Here is a 16,064-nt window from a genome sequence, read left to right as displayed (position 1 = left end):
TGCACAAGAATCTACAATATCCAGGACAGTCATGTTCAATATCTCATTCTATTTTTAATGTGATTGGTTCCTTATCAAATCAAATTCGAGATGTTTTACCTGTCCTATAAATATACTAGCATCAAAGTCCAATTCCTTTATTCCAAATGATACGCACATATTATTATTTAATTCTTCCTTTTTTTGATAAATCAATTTTTCCGAACCTATCTTTTTTGCTAAAACAACCGTCATCTTAATTTGTTTTTCAGAAGAAACATTATAATACATATCATATTTGTCATCAGGGAAAAACTCTAAAAATTTATGAAATAATATGTGTTCCTTAAACCCATCAATATTACACTTGAAAGGAATCTCTTGCAATATAGCAACTGCCTCATTTTTTGAGTCCAAGAACTTTTTCACTTTTTCAACAACAATATTAAACGTCAACATATCAATCTTTTTGACAGGTTGTTCATCATTTATACTATTTCCCATTTCATACAATTGCGTATTCCATGTTAAAAAATTAATTTCTCTCACTTTTTTATCATACCACCAAATTCAAATTTATTTTACAACTTGATTTCATATCCAATTTCACGTAAAACATATCCATCGTCAAACACCTCATCATAAACTCCATCAACTTTTGTGAAACCATTTTTTTGATACAATCGAATAGCTGGTTTATTTATATCTACTACAAATAATCGTAAATATTCAGCACCAAGTGATTTAGAAATTTCTTTTGCTTTATTGAGCATTTGCTGACCAATTCCTTTTTTAGAATACTCAACATTAACACCCAATCGGTCAATATACATTGCTTTATCAGATTTTTCACTCCATTCAACATAAGCTTCTCCTGCATTGTTATCACATAAAGCAAAAGCAGATATGATTTCTTCATCATTTGCAATAACATAAAGACGCTTGTTATTTATGTCATCTTCAAAGAATTCGCAAGGATAAATATCGTCCCAAATTTGAATGTTATTTTTATTCATATTTTTTATGATTTCTTTATAAATTATTTTCAGTTGTTTCAAATCTTCTAGTCTTGCTAGTCTAAATTCCATCTTATCATCTCCAAAAATTCGATATTGTTCATTATAATTACTCTTCTAAATTATTATTTATCTAACAAATCACTAAATTGACGTTTGTATTATTGGTTATTATATTTGGCGGCTTGTTCTTTCCAGTATGCCATAATATTTTCAACCATTGTAATACACTCATTTTTAGCAGTAGTTTCATTATATTCTTGCATATTGCTGAAAATATGTCCGCATGGTTCTAAATCATCATCTTCAAAACCACCACAAACGCCAACAAGCCATTTACCAAGCAATGACGCTTTGAATTTGAAAATGTAATAATGCATTTCATTAAAATCAAATTCACCTGCACATTCAATTTTGAAAGGTTTTTTTCCTAATTCATGAGGGTCAGATAACCATTCAATCATTGCTGTTTGTGCTGCGTATAGCTGTTCCTTATTCATTTCCATATACCTCCAAAAATCCAAATTTATTAATTTATTTTAACACAAAATATAAGTGTTTTTGTGAAACTAAGCGTTACGTTTACGAAAAAGATTTGTTCTGACTTCATCAAACTAAGAATTACGTTTACTTATTCGTACTCAATAAAGCACAAAAAAACAAAGAAACATTGAGTCTCTTTGTTCTTAGGCGTTCAGGATGTAATCACAGATGTTCTAAGATGCAGGTGCTTTCGTTGTAGGTCTTCTCTTTTTACAACTTGGACAAACCATCCTCACGGAAACCTCCAAAACACTCCCCATAGTTAAATAGAAGGCATAAAAAAGCGGATAAATTGATGAGGTTTACCCGTTACTTGTTTTGTCTATACATCGACAAACTGGAAGTTATCGTTGCGTTTTTAATGTTCTCCATTCATCTTCTAAAATCGACATCAATATATCATCTGCATACTTTGCGCCATCCATAATAGCATCTCTTAAAACACCTTCCCGCTTAAATCCAGCTTTTAAATATACTGTTTCGGCTCTGGGATTGAATGAATACACATCTAATTCTAAACGATGTAATTTTAGTTTCTCAAAAGCAAAATCACGAGTAATTTCCGTTGCCCAAGTGCCAATACCTTTGCCTCTTTCCGCTTGACGATAAAGACCTATTCGGAAATTAGCACGTCTCAAATCCCAATCAATTTCATTAATTACACTTTCACCTATAATATCTCCGTCAGGAGCTATAATCAAAAAGAAATACCTATCATTTTCCTCAAGCGATTTCAGAAAAAAGGATACTACTTCTTCTTTTGAAAATTCTTCTTTACAGCCAGTCAAACGTGCCACTTCCTTATCTAAAGGACAATAATTCTGTTCATAATAATTAACTACGTCATCTGCTTTGGCTAGACGTATTACAAAACCATCTTTTTCACCAATAAAATCTGTGTTCATATAGTATTTCTCCTCCACAAATTCCGATTGAGATTTCACCTGTTTTAAGAAATTTAATAACTGTAATATATTGTTATTAAATTCTCCGCAAACCATTGAAACCACTGGATTTGTCGCAGGTGAGCTTTCCCTTATTGTTTCCCTTGTGTTATATCGTCCCACCAGTGTTTACGAACTCTGATAAGGGAAAATACAAGGGCAAAAAAAATTATATAAAACAGTATAACACAAAATAAAAGTGATATGGTGAACTGATTCAAATGCTTCTGATTTTTGTAGCAAATAATTGATTGAACGATAAGGAGATAAGATACGATGAGAACAATATTTGCAGAATATAATCCCGGACGAAACAGCATTGATGTTTATACCAGTGCAGACTATATGCTTCGCATTGACTGCCGGGAAGCAGAAAAGAATTTGAGAACCACGCCCGGATCAGATTGTGCATTAAACACACTTGCCATTGATGAATTACTAGAATATGCTAGACTGTATCTTGAGATGCAGAAGATTCCTTGACATTGTAGTAATGTTCAAAAAGCGCTGAGAATAATTTTTTCTCAGCGTTTCGACAACTATTTTCCTTCCTTTGACACCTTCTCACTTATTCTCTGATAGATTTCCTTTGTCTCTGCGTCATTTTCCCCATTTACAACTAATATTTTTCCATCTATGTTCATGACAACATATGAATGGCAGGAGGCATGAGTGTAGCGGATATAATCTCCGAAGATATCGTTTTTGAAGTTTCCCATAGCATACTTCAGGTTTCCAAAACCATTAGTTCTGTAATCATTATCGTTCTGCAATACATTTACTTCATAAGAAATGCTGTCAATTTGCGAATACTCCCCTGTATAATCATTCCATCCTTTTGCTTCAATGTTAAAATCAAGATCATTACAACGAATCTGAATGCTTCCACAAAACAAAGTCCATATTGTAAACACAATAGTCGAAATTGCGATGATCAGATATATCACACTTTTTTTTGTATTATACTGAATTTTTAAGCCTCCTACGGTTGCCAGCTTTTTCTTATAAAAAAGGTAGGAGTAGAGAATGCTAATGATTGCAGCTGCCATAATACTTATAATATACACAACCAGTGCAGCCATGCTTTCCCTAAAAAGTCCACAAAGCATACATAAAATACCTGATGTCATCCATACTTTGCCGCTGAATCTATGTGTTGCATTCCAGTTTTCTTCATCCATTAAAGACCATACAACTCTTATTCCTATGGTATTATTCTGTTTCACTTTTGGCAAATAATTTCCAATAAGCATAAACAGCAGTCCAGTTCCATAGTAAATTACTGCCATAAACAGATTTTCCATATCTGCACCCATATTGACCAGTCTTGCAATACCATTATAGAGTAATGTCATAATTGGTATAATCCACATCGTCATTCCTATAATCTTGCGACTCTGCTGTCTGTTCCGGTTATCATAAAATATTATTGCCACCATCGCACAATCCGTCACTACAAAAAACACATTTGCCCACATGCTCTGTGTACGAGTGAATCCTACTAAAACCCCGATGAGCATTACCAGAACAGAACAAATTAATGAACCTCTATATTTTTTTATCATTTCCTTCATCGTCCGATACTCCTTTCAAATCTATAATCCACAACATAACATTTTCCAATACGGAAGTGTTTAATTCATAATAAATAAATTTTCCCTCTCTTTTATTTCGGAGTAAATCAGCCTCCTTTAATATTGCCAGATGTCTGGATATAGAAGCTTTCGTTACTGAAAAATGTTCACATATCTCTCCAGCAGAAAGCCGTCCATTCTTCAATAAATTTAAAATCTTACGTTGTATTGGATCTGCCAGTGCTTTTAATGTATCTTGTATACCCAAGAATTCATCACGCTCCTTCCGTAAAAAGTAAGCACTGTAACCAGAAAATCCTATAATGGCGTTCCAAGGATAAAAACCTTCTCTGCAATCTTCAGAACCTTCTGATTGTTTTTCAGCCAGTGCTTCAGGATCAAGCTGTAATAGGTGAATCATCCGGTTGATGTTGTCAGTCCGAAAAGGAAAAGCAGGCCATTCTCCCAGTGAATCAATGTTACATCTTCTTCTTTTTCTAACAACAAAAAAGGTTTTGACTTTCTGATCAACTCTCTTAAACCATATTCTAAAAAATCAATTCTATTAGGTATGGAAGACACTGGGCATTACCATGTGGCTCTACTAAAATTTCTTCTTAGCAACGGATATACTGTTGCCTTGATCAACCCTAAAACGACTGAATCACGCTTATTAAAGAGCAAATCGCTGAAATAGATAAAAAAATAGAAGAGTTCTCAATCACAAACAACTCTCCTATCCTAAGCATTCCAGGGATTTCTCATTTCTCTGGTACTTCTATTTTAGCTGAATTAGGAGATATTGGCAATTATTCCAAGCCTTCTCAGATCATTAAATTTGCAGGAGTTGCACCATATCACTATGAATTGAGTCAATAAATCGCCCAGCACACTGCCATAACCAAGAAGGGTTCTAAATATCTTAGAAAAACTTTGTATCAAATCATATTACCTGTAATTAATAATAATCCTGTATTTTAAGAAATACTATCGATTCAAGATATCTCAAGGTAAAGGACACCGTTGGCTCAAGGTCATTGTATAAGAAAGCTGCTTAGAATCATTTATCATTTACTAGAAACAGGACAATCCTTTGACCCTGCATTATTAAGTTAAGACAAATTCATCTGAATGCATCTGAACTTTTAAAAAATCGCATTTTAAAAGTTCTTTTCGTCATGCCTAAATTTAATCCAATATTCACATTTTCAAAAATCAATTCAAAACTAACTAAAAATTTAGTTATTTTATGTTTTCAAATAATTTTATAAAAAACAACTTGAATTTTATATAGTTAGCCTTCATTTTTAATAGGATCTATTAGAGTCATATCTTTTGCAAGAACAAATACATAGTGATATACTAGGCAATACTAGATAAAGAAACCTTTTTATTTAACTCATCTCAATTTTATCTTGCATGTATAGGCCAATGCAATTTTTAAACCCTTTCTTTCGCATAGGTCTTTTACTTTGTTAATAAGTACAAGTGCTCACAAAGATGTATTTGAAAGTTCGTCTAGTCAAAGCGTTACATCAACAGTGTTTGAAGTGATGTCAGGTAAAGATCTAAATCAATGTATGATTGATTTATTGTATGGATATACAATAGCTTTGAATACGGATATTTTAGTTCGCAAGAAAATTGTTTCAGAAATTAACAAGTTGATGTTGCCTTATATAAAGAGATAATATTTATGTTTCAGAAAATATTTTCAAAAATGTGACATATGTCAATTTATTTTTCAGACAAACATGATATAATTTAGGCAGTTAGATGAATGTTTATAAGCCAACAAACAATAATAATACGTCACACATAAACAACGCCAACTATCTCACGTGTGATTCCATCTAACAGTCGATTGAGAACTAGTCTCCTCAAAAAAAACACTAATACACTAGTTCTCTCCTCTTTTTATTGATTGTTTTATGAAACCTAGTGTATGGGTTTCTTTTTTTATTGTGTTTTCTTTCAAATCAAAAACACAAGTGGTATACTATGTCTTGTCGATAGGTTTTTTCTTTTCCTTTCTGATTAGTCCTGTTCGGTATATATTTTTTCGAGCCAGCATGACCAACCCAATCATAGTGGCTCTTTTTTATTGTTCGTGAAAATGGTATATTACTTTATACAAGAAATGAGTGGATATTTATGAAATTAAAAATATGGCTCGGAAGAATTATTCCTTTAGTCATCATCGCATTAGGTGAAATTGTATTATACTGTAATCTATTTAAATGGCTAACAACATCTTTTGTCTTTATTGAAATTGTTTTACACATTCTATCCATTTTAATCGTATTAAATATCGTACGTACAAGTAGACATCTATCTTCAGATCTCATGTGGATTATTCTGATTATGTTGTTTCCTGTCTTTGGTACATTTGTGTATGTATTTATGTTATTAAGTTTGTTGTTTGGAAAAACATTCCGCAATATTATTAAAGAACAAAAAAAGGCATCTAGCTACTATATACAAGATGAATCGATTATTGATGAAATTTGTAACGATAATCCAGACTATGTATCACAGCTTGCTTTTTTACATAAAGAGGGATTCCCTTTTTATCGGAATACGGATTTTGAATATTATGCACCCTGCGAAAATGGATTTAATGTCATGTTAGAAGAACTAAAAACGGCAGAAAACTATATTTTTATGGAATATTTCATTGTCGAAGAAGGGTTTATGTTTAATTCGATTCTTTCTATTTTAGAAGAAAAAGTAAAACAAGGTGTAGAAGTACGTATCATGTATGATGATATGGGATCTTTAGGTACACTTCCCGCTTCTTATGCCAAACAATTAGAGAAAAAAGGAATCAAAGCTGTTTCCTTTAATCGTGTTTCCCCAATCATTAATACGATTATGAATCATCGGGATCATCGTAAAATTTTGATTATTGATGGTAAAGTTGCCTTTAGTGGTGGTGCTAATTTAGCTGATGAATATATCAATAAGAAAGTAAAACATGGTCATTGGATGGACAATATTATTTGTATTAAAGGTAAAGCCGTTTGGTCTTATTTAGTTATGTTTCTAACAAACTGGAACGCTTTACGTCATGAAGACTTTGATTATTCTGTATTCAAAAATGAAGATGTTTTAGATGAAACTTTGTTTGATGGCTATATTGCTCCTTATGCTGAAACTCCGTTAGACGAAGAATTGACGGGACAATCCGTTTATGAAGATTTATTAAATAGTGCCAATAAATATGTATATATAATGACTCCCTACCTCATCATTGATTCAGAAATGATCAACACATTAATTCATACGGCTAAAAAAGGTGTCGATGTTAGAATCATCATGCCGGGTATTGCTGATAAAAAGATTGTACATGATATAGGAACTACATATTATAAACAATTAATTCAAGGCGGCGTTAAAATTTATGAATATGAGCCCGGTTTTGTACATTCAAAAGTCTTTATTTGTGACGATACATATGCCACAGTAGGAACAATCAACTTAGATTATCGCTCCTTATACCTACACTTTGAAAATGGCACTTTATTGTATAAATCTAAGAAGATCATGGATGTGAAACAAAACTTTATGGACACATTATCTAAATGTAAAGAGATTCAAGTCGAAGATACGCATGTAAATATTATAAAAGGATTATTCCTAAGTATTATTCGTATCTTTTCACCCTTGTTGTAAAATATCGTAGAGATTTTCTACGATTTTTTCGTTTCATCTAAAGGCTTCATGGACCAGAATATCACATTCATGAGTATCATTATCATATAAAAGTACGTTGATTCGTATACCAGCCATATGGCCTGTTAACTGTCTTTCATGACCAATAAGAAACACTAGTATCATCGCAAGTAAAATTGGTATTATAAAATCATAGATATGCATTGTATCTCTTCCCTTCATCCATCTCTAGAATACAAAAAAAGCGCGGAAATAATCTTCACCACAAATTTATTGATCTCTGTATGCTCGATATTGAGCCGGAAGCTGCACTCATGTCCTGTGGGTGTAACCGTATTTTTGCAGTAGTAATAATACCTTGTTTTCTTGTCCTTGCTGTGTACCTTGCCGATTGGGATACGATAAAAACAAATCGCTTTGCGAATATGGCGATATTCTATCTTCTGACCTGCGAGAATGAGAAGCTGCCAAAGGAAACAACGATTGCTTTCGAGCCATAAAAAACAAAAAACCGCCGCAACTTTCATCCTGCATGAGGATGAAAAATGCAGCAGTTTCTTTATGCGGAATGAATATCTTTTCGGGTGTATTTCCAATAGGCAGCAACAATTCCAACCGTCCCGAAGATAAGACCAATTGCAATTAAAGTACCATCTAAATCCCCGTTGCTCACAATGTCAGCGCCCTCACAATATCCGAAAGGTGTTATGTATTTCAAGAACTCCGCAACTTCGGCGATGTTGGCGACCAGGTTCATAAAATACATCATCACCGCAATGCCAAGTCCCACGCCAGTGCTTCCTTTGCGTAGAAATGCAGAGATACCAAAGCAAATGCCCGCCAATTCAATTTGAAGCAGATAGTAAGCAAGATGCAACAGATTTATTTCTTTCCAGGGAATCTCCTCCCCGATTATAACCATGGAGCCGACGGAAATGGCATAAATAATTAGATTCAACGCTGTTATTTGAATCAGAACAGCAATTAGTTTTTCCGTAATGATTTTGACACGGCTGACAGGATGGGTCAGAAGAAATTCGGCAGTCCGCTCCTTCTCCTCTTTACTGAGAATACCTACGGCACAAAGCGTAGCATAAAATGCACCGCCAAGTCCCAGCACATTTCCGCACTCAATGGCATAAAAGCCGATCAGTGTGCCGAAATTCAGGCGATCCATACCAAAGGCCGCAGTAAAAGAACCCATAGAGGCAAATACATCACTGATACCATCCATTTCCCCTTTCATTTCCGGGAATAAAAACACGCAAACTGCAAGCAGCATGGCAATTGCCGCCGTCCATATCAGAAAGGTATTTTTCGCTTGCTTTAATTCGTGCTTTACAATCGTCATACCCTATCACCGTCCTTTTCATAATAATGCAGAAAGATTTCTTCCAAATCCGGCTCTGAAATATGAATGTCCAAGATATTTCCGTCTGAAAGCTGCCGAAGCAATTGGTTTATATCGCCGCCGAATAGGAAGCTGGTGGTTCCATCTACCGTAACCTGATCCCGAATTCCGTTCAGATCCGTCAGGTCAACAGTCCCCCGCAGGGACACTCGCTTGGCATTTGTTTTTGCCAAAGTATCCACACTGTCGCAAGCGATTATTCTGCCTTCCCGAATAATAGCGGCACGTGAGCAATTATGCTGTACTTCGGATAGAATATGGCTGGAAAGAAATACGGTTGTTCCCTGCCTGCTGCGCTCCCGGATGATTTCAAAAAATTCACGCTGCATCAGAGGATCAAGACCACCGGTTGGTTCATCCAAAATCAAAAGTTCCGGACGATGCTGCAAAGCACAGATGATGGAGACTTTCTTTCGATTGCCAAAGGATAATTCGTCCACCTTTCGGTTTCTATCCAACTGCAAACGCTCGCAGAGGGAGTTGCTTTCGGCTGCACAATTCTTTTTGCGTAGGTCGGCAGATAATTTCAAGATGTCCTTTACCTTCATGCTGGGATAAAAAATCGCTTCTGATGGAAGATACCCAACTTTCTGCAAAACAGCTTCTTTATTCTTTACCGTGTCCATACCGAAAATCTGAGCACTGCCTTTTGTGGGGGATACCAGTCCTAGCAGGGTACGAATGGTGGTAGATTTTCCTGCACCATTTGGCCCGATAAAACCGAACACTTCGCCCTGCTCCACAGACAGATTCAGTTCCAAAACACCTCTGGATTTCCCGTAATATTTGGTTAAATTCTCCGTTTTAATTGCTTCCATGATTCTTACTCCTTACGCAGATAGATGCTTTTCCAAAAGGCCATCCGTTTTGTGAAATCCTTTTCCATTTTCTCTATATCCACATTGCCTTACTGCACCATTTCCCAAAGATAACCCTCCGAAGCCCAATACATTTCTCGATACATCATAGGAATATCCAGTCCTGGTATAAAATTGAGCGGGATCGAGGTTCAAGCGTGTCTTATCCGCTTTCAGGTTGTAATACCTGTGATAACTCTCCTGAATAGCTGCGCTAATTCCTGCATCCTTTTCATAAAATGCCTTGATTGTGAAATTACCCATATCCGGGTATAGACGGATAATTTCCATTTTCGCCCGCATACCTCGTTCCATGCTCTCAAACAGCTCCGTCTGTCCGTAGCACCCATATCTGGTCAGAAATTCAATTGTCGTTTCGGCGCATTTGTCCCACAAAAACAAGTACAATTCTTTCTTATTATGAAAGTAATGGAACAGCAGAGATTTGCTAATTCCCGCCTCGGCAGCAATCTCACTCATAGGACTGTTTTTGTAAGAATTTTGCGAAAATACCCGGTAGCCCGCATTGATGATGGCTTGCTGCTTCTCTGGCGGCAGGGCATAAAAGCGTTCGTTCATCGTGTTACCTCCATAAACCGTTTCGGTCAAGCATATTCTAAATCCGTTGACCGATTTTGAGAAGACTGCTTGTAGAAATTTCGAAAATTTCCAAAATCCCAGCAAAGGAATAAAGGCACTGCCGAAGCGATGCCTTTAGCTCATAAATACTTCTTATTAAAGACAGGAAAGCTGATTGCCAAATAGACCACATTCAAAAGAACGGTGATGTAAATTGCCGTAACATATGACCGTGCCTCCACCGTTCCGTAAATGAGGGAATTTCCGTCCATCAACAGAGTAGGAAGATATTCCTTTGCTTTCGGGATTAGGCCAATCAAATACGATACCAGAACTGTACAGCCTGTTCCGGCAAGCACACCCGTGTTTGAGTTGGACAACGTGGAAAACAGCACGGTCAAAGCTACCACCAATGATCCGAACAGCCACCAAATTCCCATAGTGATCCACAGAACAATCGATGTCCACTGGATAATGCCAAGCGGAATTCCGGTTATGAGCAGAATGGCATGGAGCTTTTGCATATTCTTTTTGTTTTCCATCGCATAAGCTATATCACCGATAGATTCAACAGAGAAATTATCAATGCCTCTTAGCTCTTTTTTGATGCCATCAAGTATAGCAAGTTTTTCTTGCCGTTCGCTTACTTCCTCACGAAGCGCCTGTTCCTGCTGTTCGAGCAAAACAGATATGACACTGCCTGGATCATCTTCGGACAGCAACTCGCCAATGTTGTTAATAGATATTCCGGCATCTCGTAAAAAACAAATGATCTTCATTCGCTTCAGATCCTGTTCGGAATAAAGCCGCCTACCACCCTCCGACAGCTCGCTGGGAACGAGAATGTTCCTCGAATCGTAATACTGCACTGTCCGAACAGATACGCCACAAAGCTTTGCAATTTCTCCTGTTGTGTATTTTGACACAGCTTTCACCTCCTTACGTCGCTTATTTTACAACATTACGCAGCGTCACAAGCAAGACCTTACGCAGGGGGATTTTTCTGAATATTAACTTTTTGTTCATATTCGGGTCTATCACAGATTTAAAGCCGCCCATAGGCTGAGCTATAGGCGGCTCCTAAATCAACTGTCCAAACTTCTGTATTCAGTTACAGTTTTCAAATATACTTCAGGCTCGCCGTTCAGTATCAAGTCAGCATATCCAATCGGGTCATTGTAGATTAGATAGTCCAGTTCTGACCGCTGATACATGTTGTCAGCAATCTCGTTCTCCACAGCGATAGTGTCAATCGCTATCATACTTCCATCAGCAAATTTCAGTTCCACACAGGCAGTATCCATGTTAAACTCACAAGAAATCAATCTATCCATAAGAAACCTCCATTCTGCGTGATGTTAGATCATCCCAAAATATTTGAACGCTTCTCGGATTGCTTTCTCTTTTTCCGGCGGACACAGGGGCTGTCTGGAATCCTCGGATTTTGGCAGGTTATAGTTTTTTCCTACCTCAATCCCACATTTCCGCTTAATCTGTGAGATATAGAGGTTGGACACCTTTAATCCGGTATGCTCCAACACATACTCCTTGATCTGCGGATAGGTAGCTCCATCTTGGAACTCCGACATATCCATATCTTCCAAAGAGAACTCAACCCGAATCTTTTTCGAGTCGACCTCGCCCTTGGAAAGCAAGACAACCGTCTCCACGTGGCTCAATACGTGCTGATTGATGTCGCAATATCGGAACATATCGCCCTATTTTGAGCCGATTTTCGATTGTTCTCGGAAACATATCTAACGGCACATTTTGCCCTTATTCAATCCGCAACCCAAACCCTTCTCGTTGTCGGAAACATATCGAGATTTCTTGTTTCTACTATATATAAGCAGCACTTAAGCCGCCACTGCCTCAAGCCGGGACTAGCCTTTTAGGGAATTGGTCATCGTAGAACTATTCCCACATAGAAGGCATCGTCTCAACCTTATATTTAGGACTTCCCGTGGCAAAATTTGTATTTCTTTCCACTTCCGCAAGGACACGGTTCATTGCGTCCAATTTTCTTAGGCCAGTTTGCCCGCTCTTGAACCATGAGAGGTATTTTACCATCATACATGAGTGCAAGTTCTCTCAAACGGTATAGATATTCTGAAATTCCTAATATACCTTGGAACATATGCATAGCTTCATTCTCAAACTGAAGAAGGTATTCAGTTTTCTTTTTTGTTCTGTCTTTCGGATTAGGAATATAAGTAATCAGCTGGTCTACTGAATTATATTCAACATCATTATGACCGATGGCATTTCTCAATTTCGCATTCACTAGGACTTTCAAAAAGCCTGTGTAAACTTCAGAGTCCAAACAGAAATGATATCTTGATGCTTTTGTAAGTTTAATATAGTCCTCCAAAGAATTTACATTCTTCTCTATCGGATTCATAGCATTGATGTCAGACCTGTATTTAATATTATTGAGAGCTACAGGTATAATCATTAAATTACCTAATGCTTCATAAACATCCAGATAAAACTGCTTTACACTATCAAAGCTGCTTGTTGTAGAGCCTTCGTGTTCAAAATCAAAAGAATTATCTTTACAGTATTGTAATGCCAACGCAGGTATAAGTCTTTGATATACGGCCATAAACTCATCATAGACCTTGTAAATTAATTCCTGCAATTCTTCGAGGTGGAAGCCATCATGAGAATTAAGGAAATCAATCAAACTCTTCATTTGCGCTGAATCCATTTTCATTATTCCGGCACTAAACGAAAGGTCATTAAGGATATCTTTTCTTAATGATGAGTAAAGACCATGCACCTCAATCATATGAACAGCTCTTAGCGTTTCAGATTCATCTCTACATTGAAAGAACTGACCAGAAAACTCCTTTTGAATTTCTTGAGTTAGATATTCGCTATTGTTTTTTGCTAATGTTAGAATCCTCTTATAACTCTTCCATTTTTGAGCTGTTGCATTCAGTCTAGATACATCTTGTCCAAATTTCTCATAAGAGTCATCCGTTTTCATACAATTCATGTATCGAATATACGGTGTAATCACTAGCCTTTCTAATTCTGCTGCTTTTCCTTGTTTTACAGTAGGAAACTCTCCGGAGCACTCAACAATATAATCAGCTTCTGCATCTTGAACATCATCTGCATTATCGAATGAAAAACTTAAACCCGGGTGCTCCTGTCCTATCTTAACGCTACCAGACAAGGAGGTTCCACATTTACCACACGCAACTTCTATCGGATGTTCTTCTTGCCAGCCAACTTGTAAGCGGATTCTAGTAATGCTGCCGCAAACTTGGCATTTAATAAAGGTATTAAAAACCATGAAACCTACCTCCTTTCGCTGGATTACATGAACATATCATCATTCCAAACGAGTTTTACCAAATCAACGAGTACTGCTATTCTCTCAGTAATCTCATTTTTGCCAAATGAAGTATACGATTTGAATCCAAGATTGTTATCTGCAATGAACTTCTTAAATTTAGGATTATTCTGATATGCCAAATCACCAAGCGATTCAGTATAGATATTGCCTTCGTTAGAACAATATTTCTTCAGTTTATAATCATACTTTGCATCATTTAAGCTGGCATTGATGCTCTTATGAAGAAGCAATAAGGCACCGATACTATTTCTCCAACGTCTGAAATCATCTTGGTCAGAATACTCTGCAGTAAACCATTCATAATGATCAGTAATAATATGCTCAATCTCAAATGGATTCTTTGTTTGAGTATTCATGTAATTACAGTAATTTGATGCAACACCAGTCTGCTCTTCAATATATCCAGTGATACGAGCAAGAATATTCTTGATGTATTTCTTGGTAAAGCTGTTCAATCTTAAATCACTTAAAGCTGCTGCAGGGTCGAATGCAAGATTGATATACTGCTGCTCTAATTTCTGTTTCAATGTAGGTATGTCAGTCATACGGATATCCTTAGTTACATTGAAAACAAAGTTCTTGATTGTACTATAATCAACAGAGCGGTAATTTGTGACTCTGGATACAATTAACACATCAATAAATCTTGCTACCAGATTAATCTTCTCAATAATAACTGGCCACGAATCTTCATAGCATACAGGAGCTAATAAAAGTTGTGGCTGTAATGTGAAGTTAACCTGAGCGTTGTAATATACATATTTTGTTTCTTCAGCAAATGTTGTTTCTGCCTGACGAATGCGCTCATAAACCTCAGCGAATTTTGCAAATTTCTTTATAAACAGCTCAAAATCATCAGAGCCATTAAGACCTAGCTTATCACGTTCATCTCGTACCCACTTGTGGAAGGAACCACCGATGATATCAAAGTCTTTATTTACAGCACCGGCTTTTGTCTCACGGATTGTTTCCGCATAATGAGCTCTAAGCCAAGCCTTAATAAATGTCTCATCACCCTTGTCGTCGTCCTTCTTCAATGTAAGAACTTTATCTTTCCAAATACCATTCATCTTTTCGCGTGAAGAATCGGATTTGATTTCTGAAAGAATATAACCCTTTAACATTTCTGTAGATGTAAGGCTCAAACCACGGTCGTTCATTGTAACAAACACTTTATGAGCATCTTGCTCAGTTGTTGCTACAATTTCAATAAAGAATACTTTTTCCGCAACCCAATCACAAAAATGCAACAACATATCATCTGTAATATCAGCTGGGAAAACATCCTGAATATCCTGATATCGACCATATAGATTCTTTACAGATTCTCCGGCACCGGTAGTATCAAAATCAGTATCGTTGAAAATTGCATTCATGCAATCCTGACGGTCCTCAACGTTGATATTGAAAGACTTTGTACCAAAGGATTCTGAGAAAATCATAGTCTCAATCATGTTATAACTCTGGCCGATGGTCTTTAATCTGTTGTTAAGGTACATCAACAATAGTGTCAAAGACGAGAATCTCTGCTGGCCATCAATGATTGCATTTTCTCTTCCAGCCAGAACAATAGAACCCATAAAATATGCACCGTAATCAGCTACAGCTTGTCTTGGGTCATCTGTTTTATAATATTCCAAGAATTCTGATGTAAGGTCATCAATCAATTCTTCTATGTGCTTACGCTGCCACATATATTCACGCTGGTAGTAGTGAATCGAATATTTTGTATTTTGTAATAATTGTTTTAGGTTTTTAGGCGAACCTTCAATCTTCTTCATTAGGCATCCTCCTCCAGAAACAGCCCCGGTACATTAAATTTTATGCTGGCCGCTTCTGTCATTACGCTCGTATTCCCACATGCTAATAACGAGCTTTTTAATTTTAATTCACCGCCACTACCATCATGAACAACATATTCCTCTTTGTGATTGCGGATATAAGTTGCTGATTCTCGTGAGAAGCCATTTCTCTGAAGTAGAATCGGTAATGGATGGTACTATGTCAAGATTTAAGACAACTTAAATATCTGTTTTTTTAATGTTTATGTTTCAAATATTGTTTTTCAAAATTTTGTGGAGATTCATATTCACAATGTGAGTGAATTCGTGTTGTATTA

18 protein-coding genes and 1 pseudogene are annotated in these 16,064 nt (G+C 36.4%); 5 read left to right on the top strand and 14 right to left on the bottom strand.

All coding sequences use genetic code 11. From position 1 onward, the window contains the following. Positions 1-54: 54 nt before the first annotated feature. From FYJ55_RS08125 to FYJ55_RS08110, 4 genes are all read right to left on the bottom strand, one after another. Complete coding sequence (locus FYJ55_RS08125; RefSeq protein ID WP_154556403.1) at positions 55-528, bottom strand: hypothetical protein; 474 nt, start codon at positions 526-528, stop codon at positions 55-57. Positions 529-560: 32 nt separating this feature from the next. Continuing rightward, positions 561-1,067 carry a GNAT family N-acetyltransferase gene (locus tag FYJ55_RS08120; protein WP_154556402.1) on the bottom strand — a complete coding sequence of 169 codons (507 nt, stop codon included), beginning with the start codon at positions 1,065-1,067 and terminating at the stop codon, positions 561-563. Between the two features lie 89 nt (positions 1,068-1,156). Next, entirely contained in the window at positions 1,157-1,495 is a 339-nt protein-coding gene (locus FYJ55_RS08115; RefSeq protein WP_055272228.1) for a hypothetical protein, read from the bottom strand. A 387-nt stretch (positions 1,496-1,882) separates the two neighbouring features. Then, complete coding sequence (locus FYJ55_RS08110; RefSeq protein ID WP_154556401.1) at positions 1,883-2,443, bottom strand: GNAT family N-acetyltransferase; 561 nt, start codon at positions 2,441-2,443, stop codon at positions 1,883-1,885. A gap of 315 nt (positions 2,444-2,758) precedes the next feature. Here FYJ55_RS08110 and FYJ55_RS08105 point away from each other — a divergent pair, with 315 nt between their 5' ends. Next, on the top strand, positions 2,759-2,965 hold the full coding sequence (locus tag FYJ55_RS08105) for a DUF6061 family protein (RefSeq protein WP_154556400.1): 207 nt from the start codon (positions 2,759-2,761) through the stop codon (positions 2,963-2,965). A gap of 56 nt (positions 2,966-3,021) precedes the next feature. Here the strand turns inward: FYJ55_RS08105 and FYJ55_RS08100 are convergent, their stop codons facing one another. Beyond that, positions 3,022-4,056, bottom strand: coding sequence for an SdpI family protein (locus FYJ55_RS08100; protein ID WP_154556399.1), 1,035 nt, complete (start codon positions 4,054-4,056; stop codon positions 3,022-3,024). Then, complete coding sequence (locus FYJ55_RS08095; RefSeq protein WP_326831858.1) at positions 4,031-4,477, bottom strand: autorepressor SdpR family transcription factor; 447 nt, start codon at positions 4,475-4,477, stop codon at positions 4,031-4,033. Before FYJ55_RS08095 ends, FYJ55_RS08100 begins: the two co-directional genes overlap by 26 nt. 51 nt (positions 4,478-4,528) lie before the next feature. Here FYJ55_RS08095 and FYJ55_RS11130 point away from each other — a divergent pair, with 51 nt between their 5' ends. The 4 genes and pseudogenes from FYJ55_RS11130 to cls all read left to right on the top strand — a co-directional run bounded on the left by FYJ55_RS11130 (position 4,529) and on the right by cls (position 7,731). Then, positions 4,529-4,753 (top strand): IS110 family transposase, encoded by a 225-nt coding sequence (locus FYJ55_RS11130; protein ID WP_326831859.1) that lies wholly within the window; start codon positions 4,529-4,531, stop codon positions 4,751-4,753. Beyond that, positions 4,720-5,037: pseudogene (locus FYJ55_RS11415) on the top strand (transposase). Before FYJ55_RS11130 ends, FYJ55_RS11415 begins: the two are co-directional and overlap by 34 nt. Positions 5,038-5,528: 491 nt before the next feature. After that, positions 5,529-5,747 (top strand): hypothetical protein, encoded by a 219-nt coding sequence (locus tag FYJ55_RS08085; RefSeq protein ID WP_154556397.1) that lies wholly within the window; start codon positions 5,529-5,531, stop codon positions 5,745-5,747. 463 nt (positions 5,748-6,210) lie between these two features. Further along, on the top strand, positions 6,211-7,731 hold the full coding sequence (cls, locus tag FYJ55_RS08080; protein WP_154556396.1) for a cardiolipin synthase: 1,521 nt from the start codon (positions 6,211-6,213) through the stop codon (positions 7,729-7,731). A gap of 559 nt (positions 7,732-8,290) precedes the next feature. On the opposite strand, the gene FYJ55_RS08070 is transcribed toward cls, so the two are convergent. The 8 genes from FYJ55_RS08070 to FYJ55_RS08035 form a co-directional block, all read right to left on the bottom strand. Then, entirely contained in the window at positions 8,291-9,082 is a 792-nt protein-coding gene (locus FYJ55_RS08070) for an ABC transporter permease subunit (protein WP_154556394.1), read from the bottom strand. Next, positions 9,079-9,960, bottom strand: coding sequence for an ABC transporter ATP-binding protein (locus FYJ55_RS08065; protein WP_154556393.1), 882 nt, complete (start codon positions 9,958-9,960; stop codon positions 9,079-9,081). The genes FYJ55_RS08070 and FYJ55_RS08065 overlap by 4 nt, the downstream gene beginning before the upstream one ends. A 12-nt stretch (positions 9,961-9,972) precedes the next feature. Further along, positions 9,973-10,578 carry a TetR/AcrR family transcriptional regulator gene (locus FYJ55_RS08060; protein WP_229771136.1) on the bottom strand — a complete coding sequence of 202 codons (606 nt, stop codon included), beginning with the start codon at positions 10,576-10,578 and terminating at the stop codon, positions 9,973-9,975. A gap of 140 nt (positions 10,579-10,718) precedes the next feature. Beyond that, the gene (locus FYJ55_RS11120) at positions 10,719-11,504 is read right to left on the bottom strand and encodes a MerR family transcriptional regulator (RefSeq protein ID WP_326831857.1); all 786 of its coding nucleotides are present in this window, start codon (positions 11,502-11,504) and stop codon (positions 10,719-10,721) included. Between the two features lie 159 nt (positions 11,505-11,663). Then, complete coding sequence (locus FYJ55_RS08050; RefSeq protein ID WP_096239138.1) at positions 11,664-11,912, bottom strand: DUF6061 family protein; 249 nt, start codon at positions 11,910-11,912, stop codon at positions 11,664-11,666. 24 nt (positions 11,913-11,936) lie between these two features. Further along, a complete protein-coding gene (locus FYJ55_RS08045) occupies positions 11,937-12,290 on the bottom strand; it encodes a 23S rRNA methyltransferase (RefSeq protein WP_154556392.1) in 354 nt (117 codons plus the stop codon). 239 nt (positions 12,291-12,529) lie between these two features. Then, entirely contained in the window at positions 12,530-13,882 is a 1,353-nt protein-coding gene (locus tag FYJ55_RS08040) for a YecA family protein (protein ID WP_154556391.1), read from the bottom strand. Between the two features lie 23 nt (positions 13,883-13,905). Then, complete coding sequence (locus FYJ55_RS08035; protein ID WP_154556390.1) at positions 13,906-15,726, bottom strand: DUF262 domain-containing protein; 1,821 nt, start codon at positions 15,724-15,726, stop codon at positions 13,906-13,908. Positions 15,727-16,064 lie beyond the last annotated feature (338 nt).

Source organism: Holdemanella porci, assembly GCF_009696075.1.
Lineage (GTDB): Bacteria > Bacillota_I > Bacilli_A > Erysipelotrichales > Erysipelotrichaceae > Holdemanella > Holdemanella porci.
This window is presented reverse-complemented; position numbering and strand designations above follow the sequence as displayed.

What these genes read in the sequence shown, in the direction of transcription:
- FYJ55_RS08120 (WP_154556402.1), bottom strand. Translation starts at nt 1,067, where the DNA reads ATGGAATTTAGACTAGCAAGACTAGAAGATTTGAAACAACTGAAAATA.
- FYJ55_RS08115 (WP_055272228.1), bottom strand. Translation starts at nt 1,495, where the DNA reads ATGAATAAGGAACAGCTATACGCAGCACAAACAGCAATGATTGAATGG.
- FYJ55_RS08110 (WP_154556401.1), bottom strand. Translation starts at nt 2,443, where the DNA reads ATGAACACAGATTTTATTGGTGAAAAAGATGGTTTTGTAATACGTCTA.
- FYJ55_RS08105 (WP_154556400.1), top strand. Translation starts at nt 2,759, where the DNA reads ATGAGAACAATATTTGCAGAATATAATCCCGGACGAAACAGCATTGAT.
- FYJ55_RS08100 (WP_154556399.1), bottom strand. Translation starts at nt 4,056, where the DNA reads ATGAAGGAAATGATAAAAAAATATAGAGGTTCATTAATTTGTTCTGTT.
- FYJ55_RS08095 (WP_326831858.1), bottom strand. Translation starts at nt 4,477, where the DNA reads ATGATTCACCTATTACAGCTTGATCCTGAAGCACTGGCTGAAAAACAA.
- cls (WP_154556396.1), top strand. Translation starts at nt 6,211, where the DNA reads ATGAAATTAAAAATATGGCTCGGAAGAATTATTCCTTTAGTCATCATC.
- FYJ55_RS08070 (WP_154556394.1), bottom strand. Translation starts at nt 9,082, where the DNA reads ATGACGATTGTAAAGCACGAATTAAAGCAAGCGAAAAATACCTTTCTG.
- FYJ55_RS08065 (WP_154556393.1), bottom strand. Translation starts at nt 9,960, where the DNA reads ATGGAAGCAATTAAAACGGAGAATTTAACCAAATATTACGGGAAATCC.
- FYJ55_RS08060 (WP_229771136.1), bottom strand. Translation starts at nt 10,578, where the DNA reads ATGAACGAACGCTTTTATGCCCTGCCGCCAGAGAAGCAGCAAGCCATC.
- FYJ55_RS08050 (WP_096239138.1), bottom strand. Translation starts at nt 11,912, where the DNA reads ATGGATAGATTGATTTCTTGTGAGTTTAACATGGATACTGCCTGTGTG.
- FYJ55_RS08045 (WP_154556392.1), bottom strand. Translation starts at nt 12,290, where the DNA reads ATGTTCCGATATTGCGACATCAATCAGCACGTATTGAGCCACGTGGAG.
- FYJ55_RS08040 (WP_154556391.1), bottom strand. Translation starts at nt 13,882, where the DNA reads ATGGTTTTTAATACCTTTATTAAATGCCAAGTTTGCGGCAGCATTACT.
- FYJ55_RS08035 (WP_154556390.1), bottom strand. Translation starts at nt 15,726, where the DNA reads ATGAAGAAGATTGAAGGTTCGCCTAAAAACCTAAAACAATTATTACAA.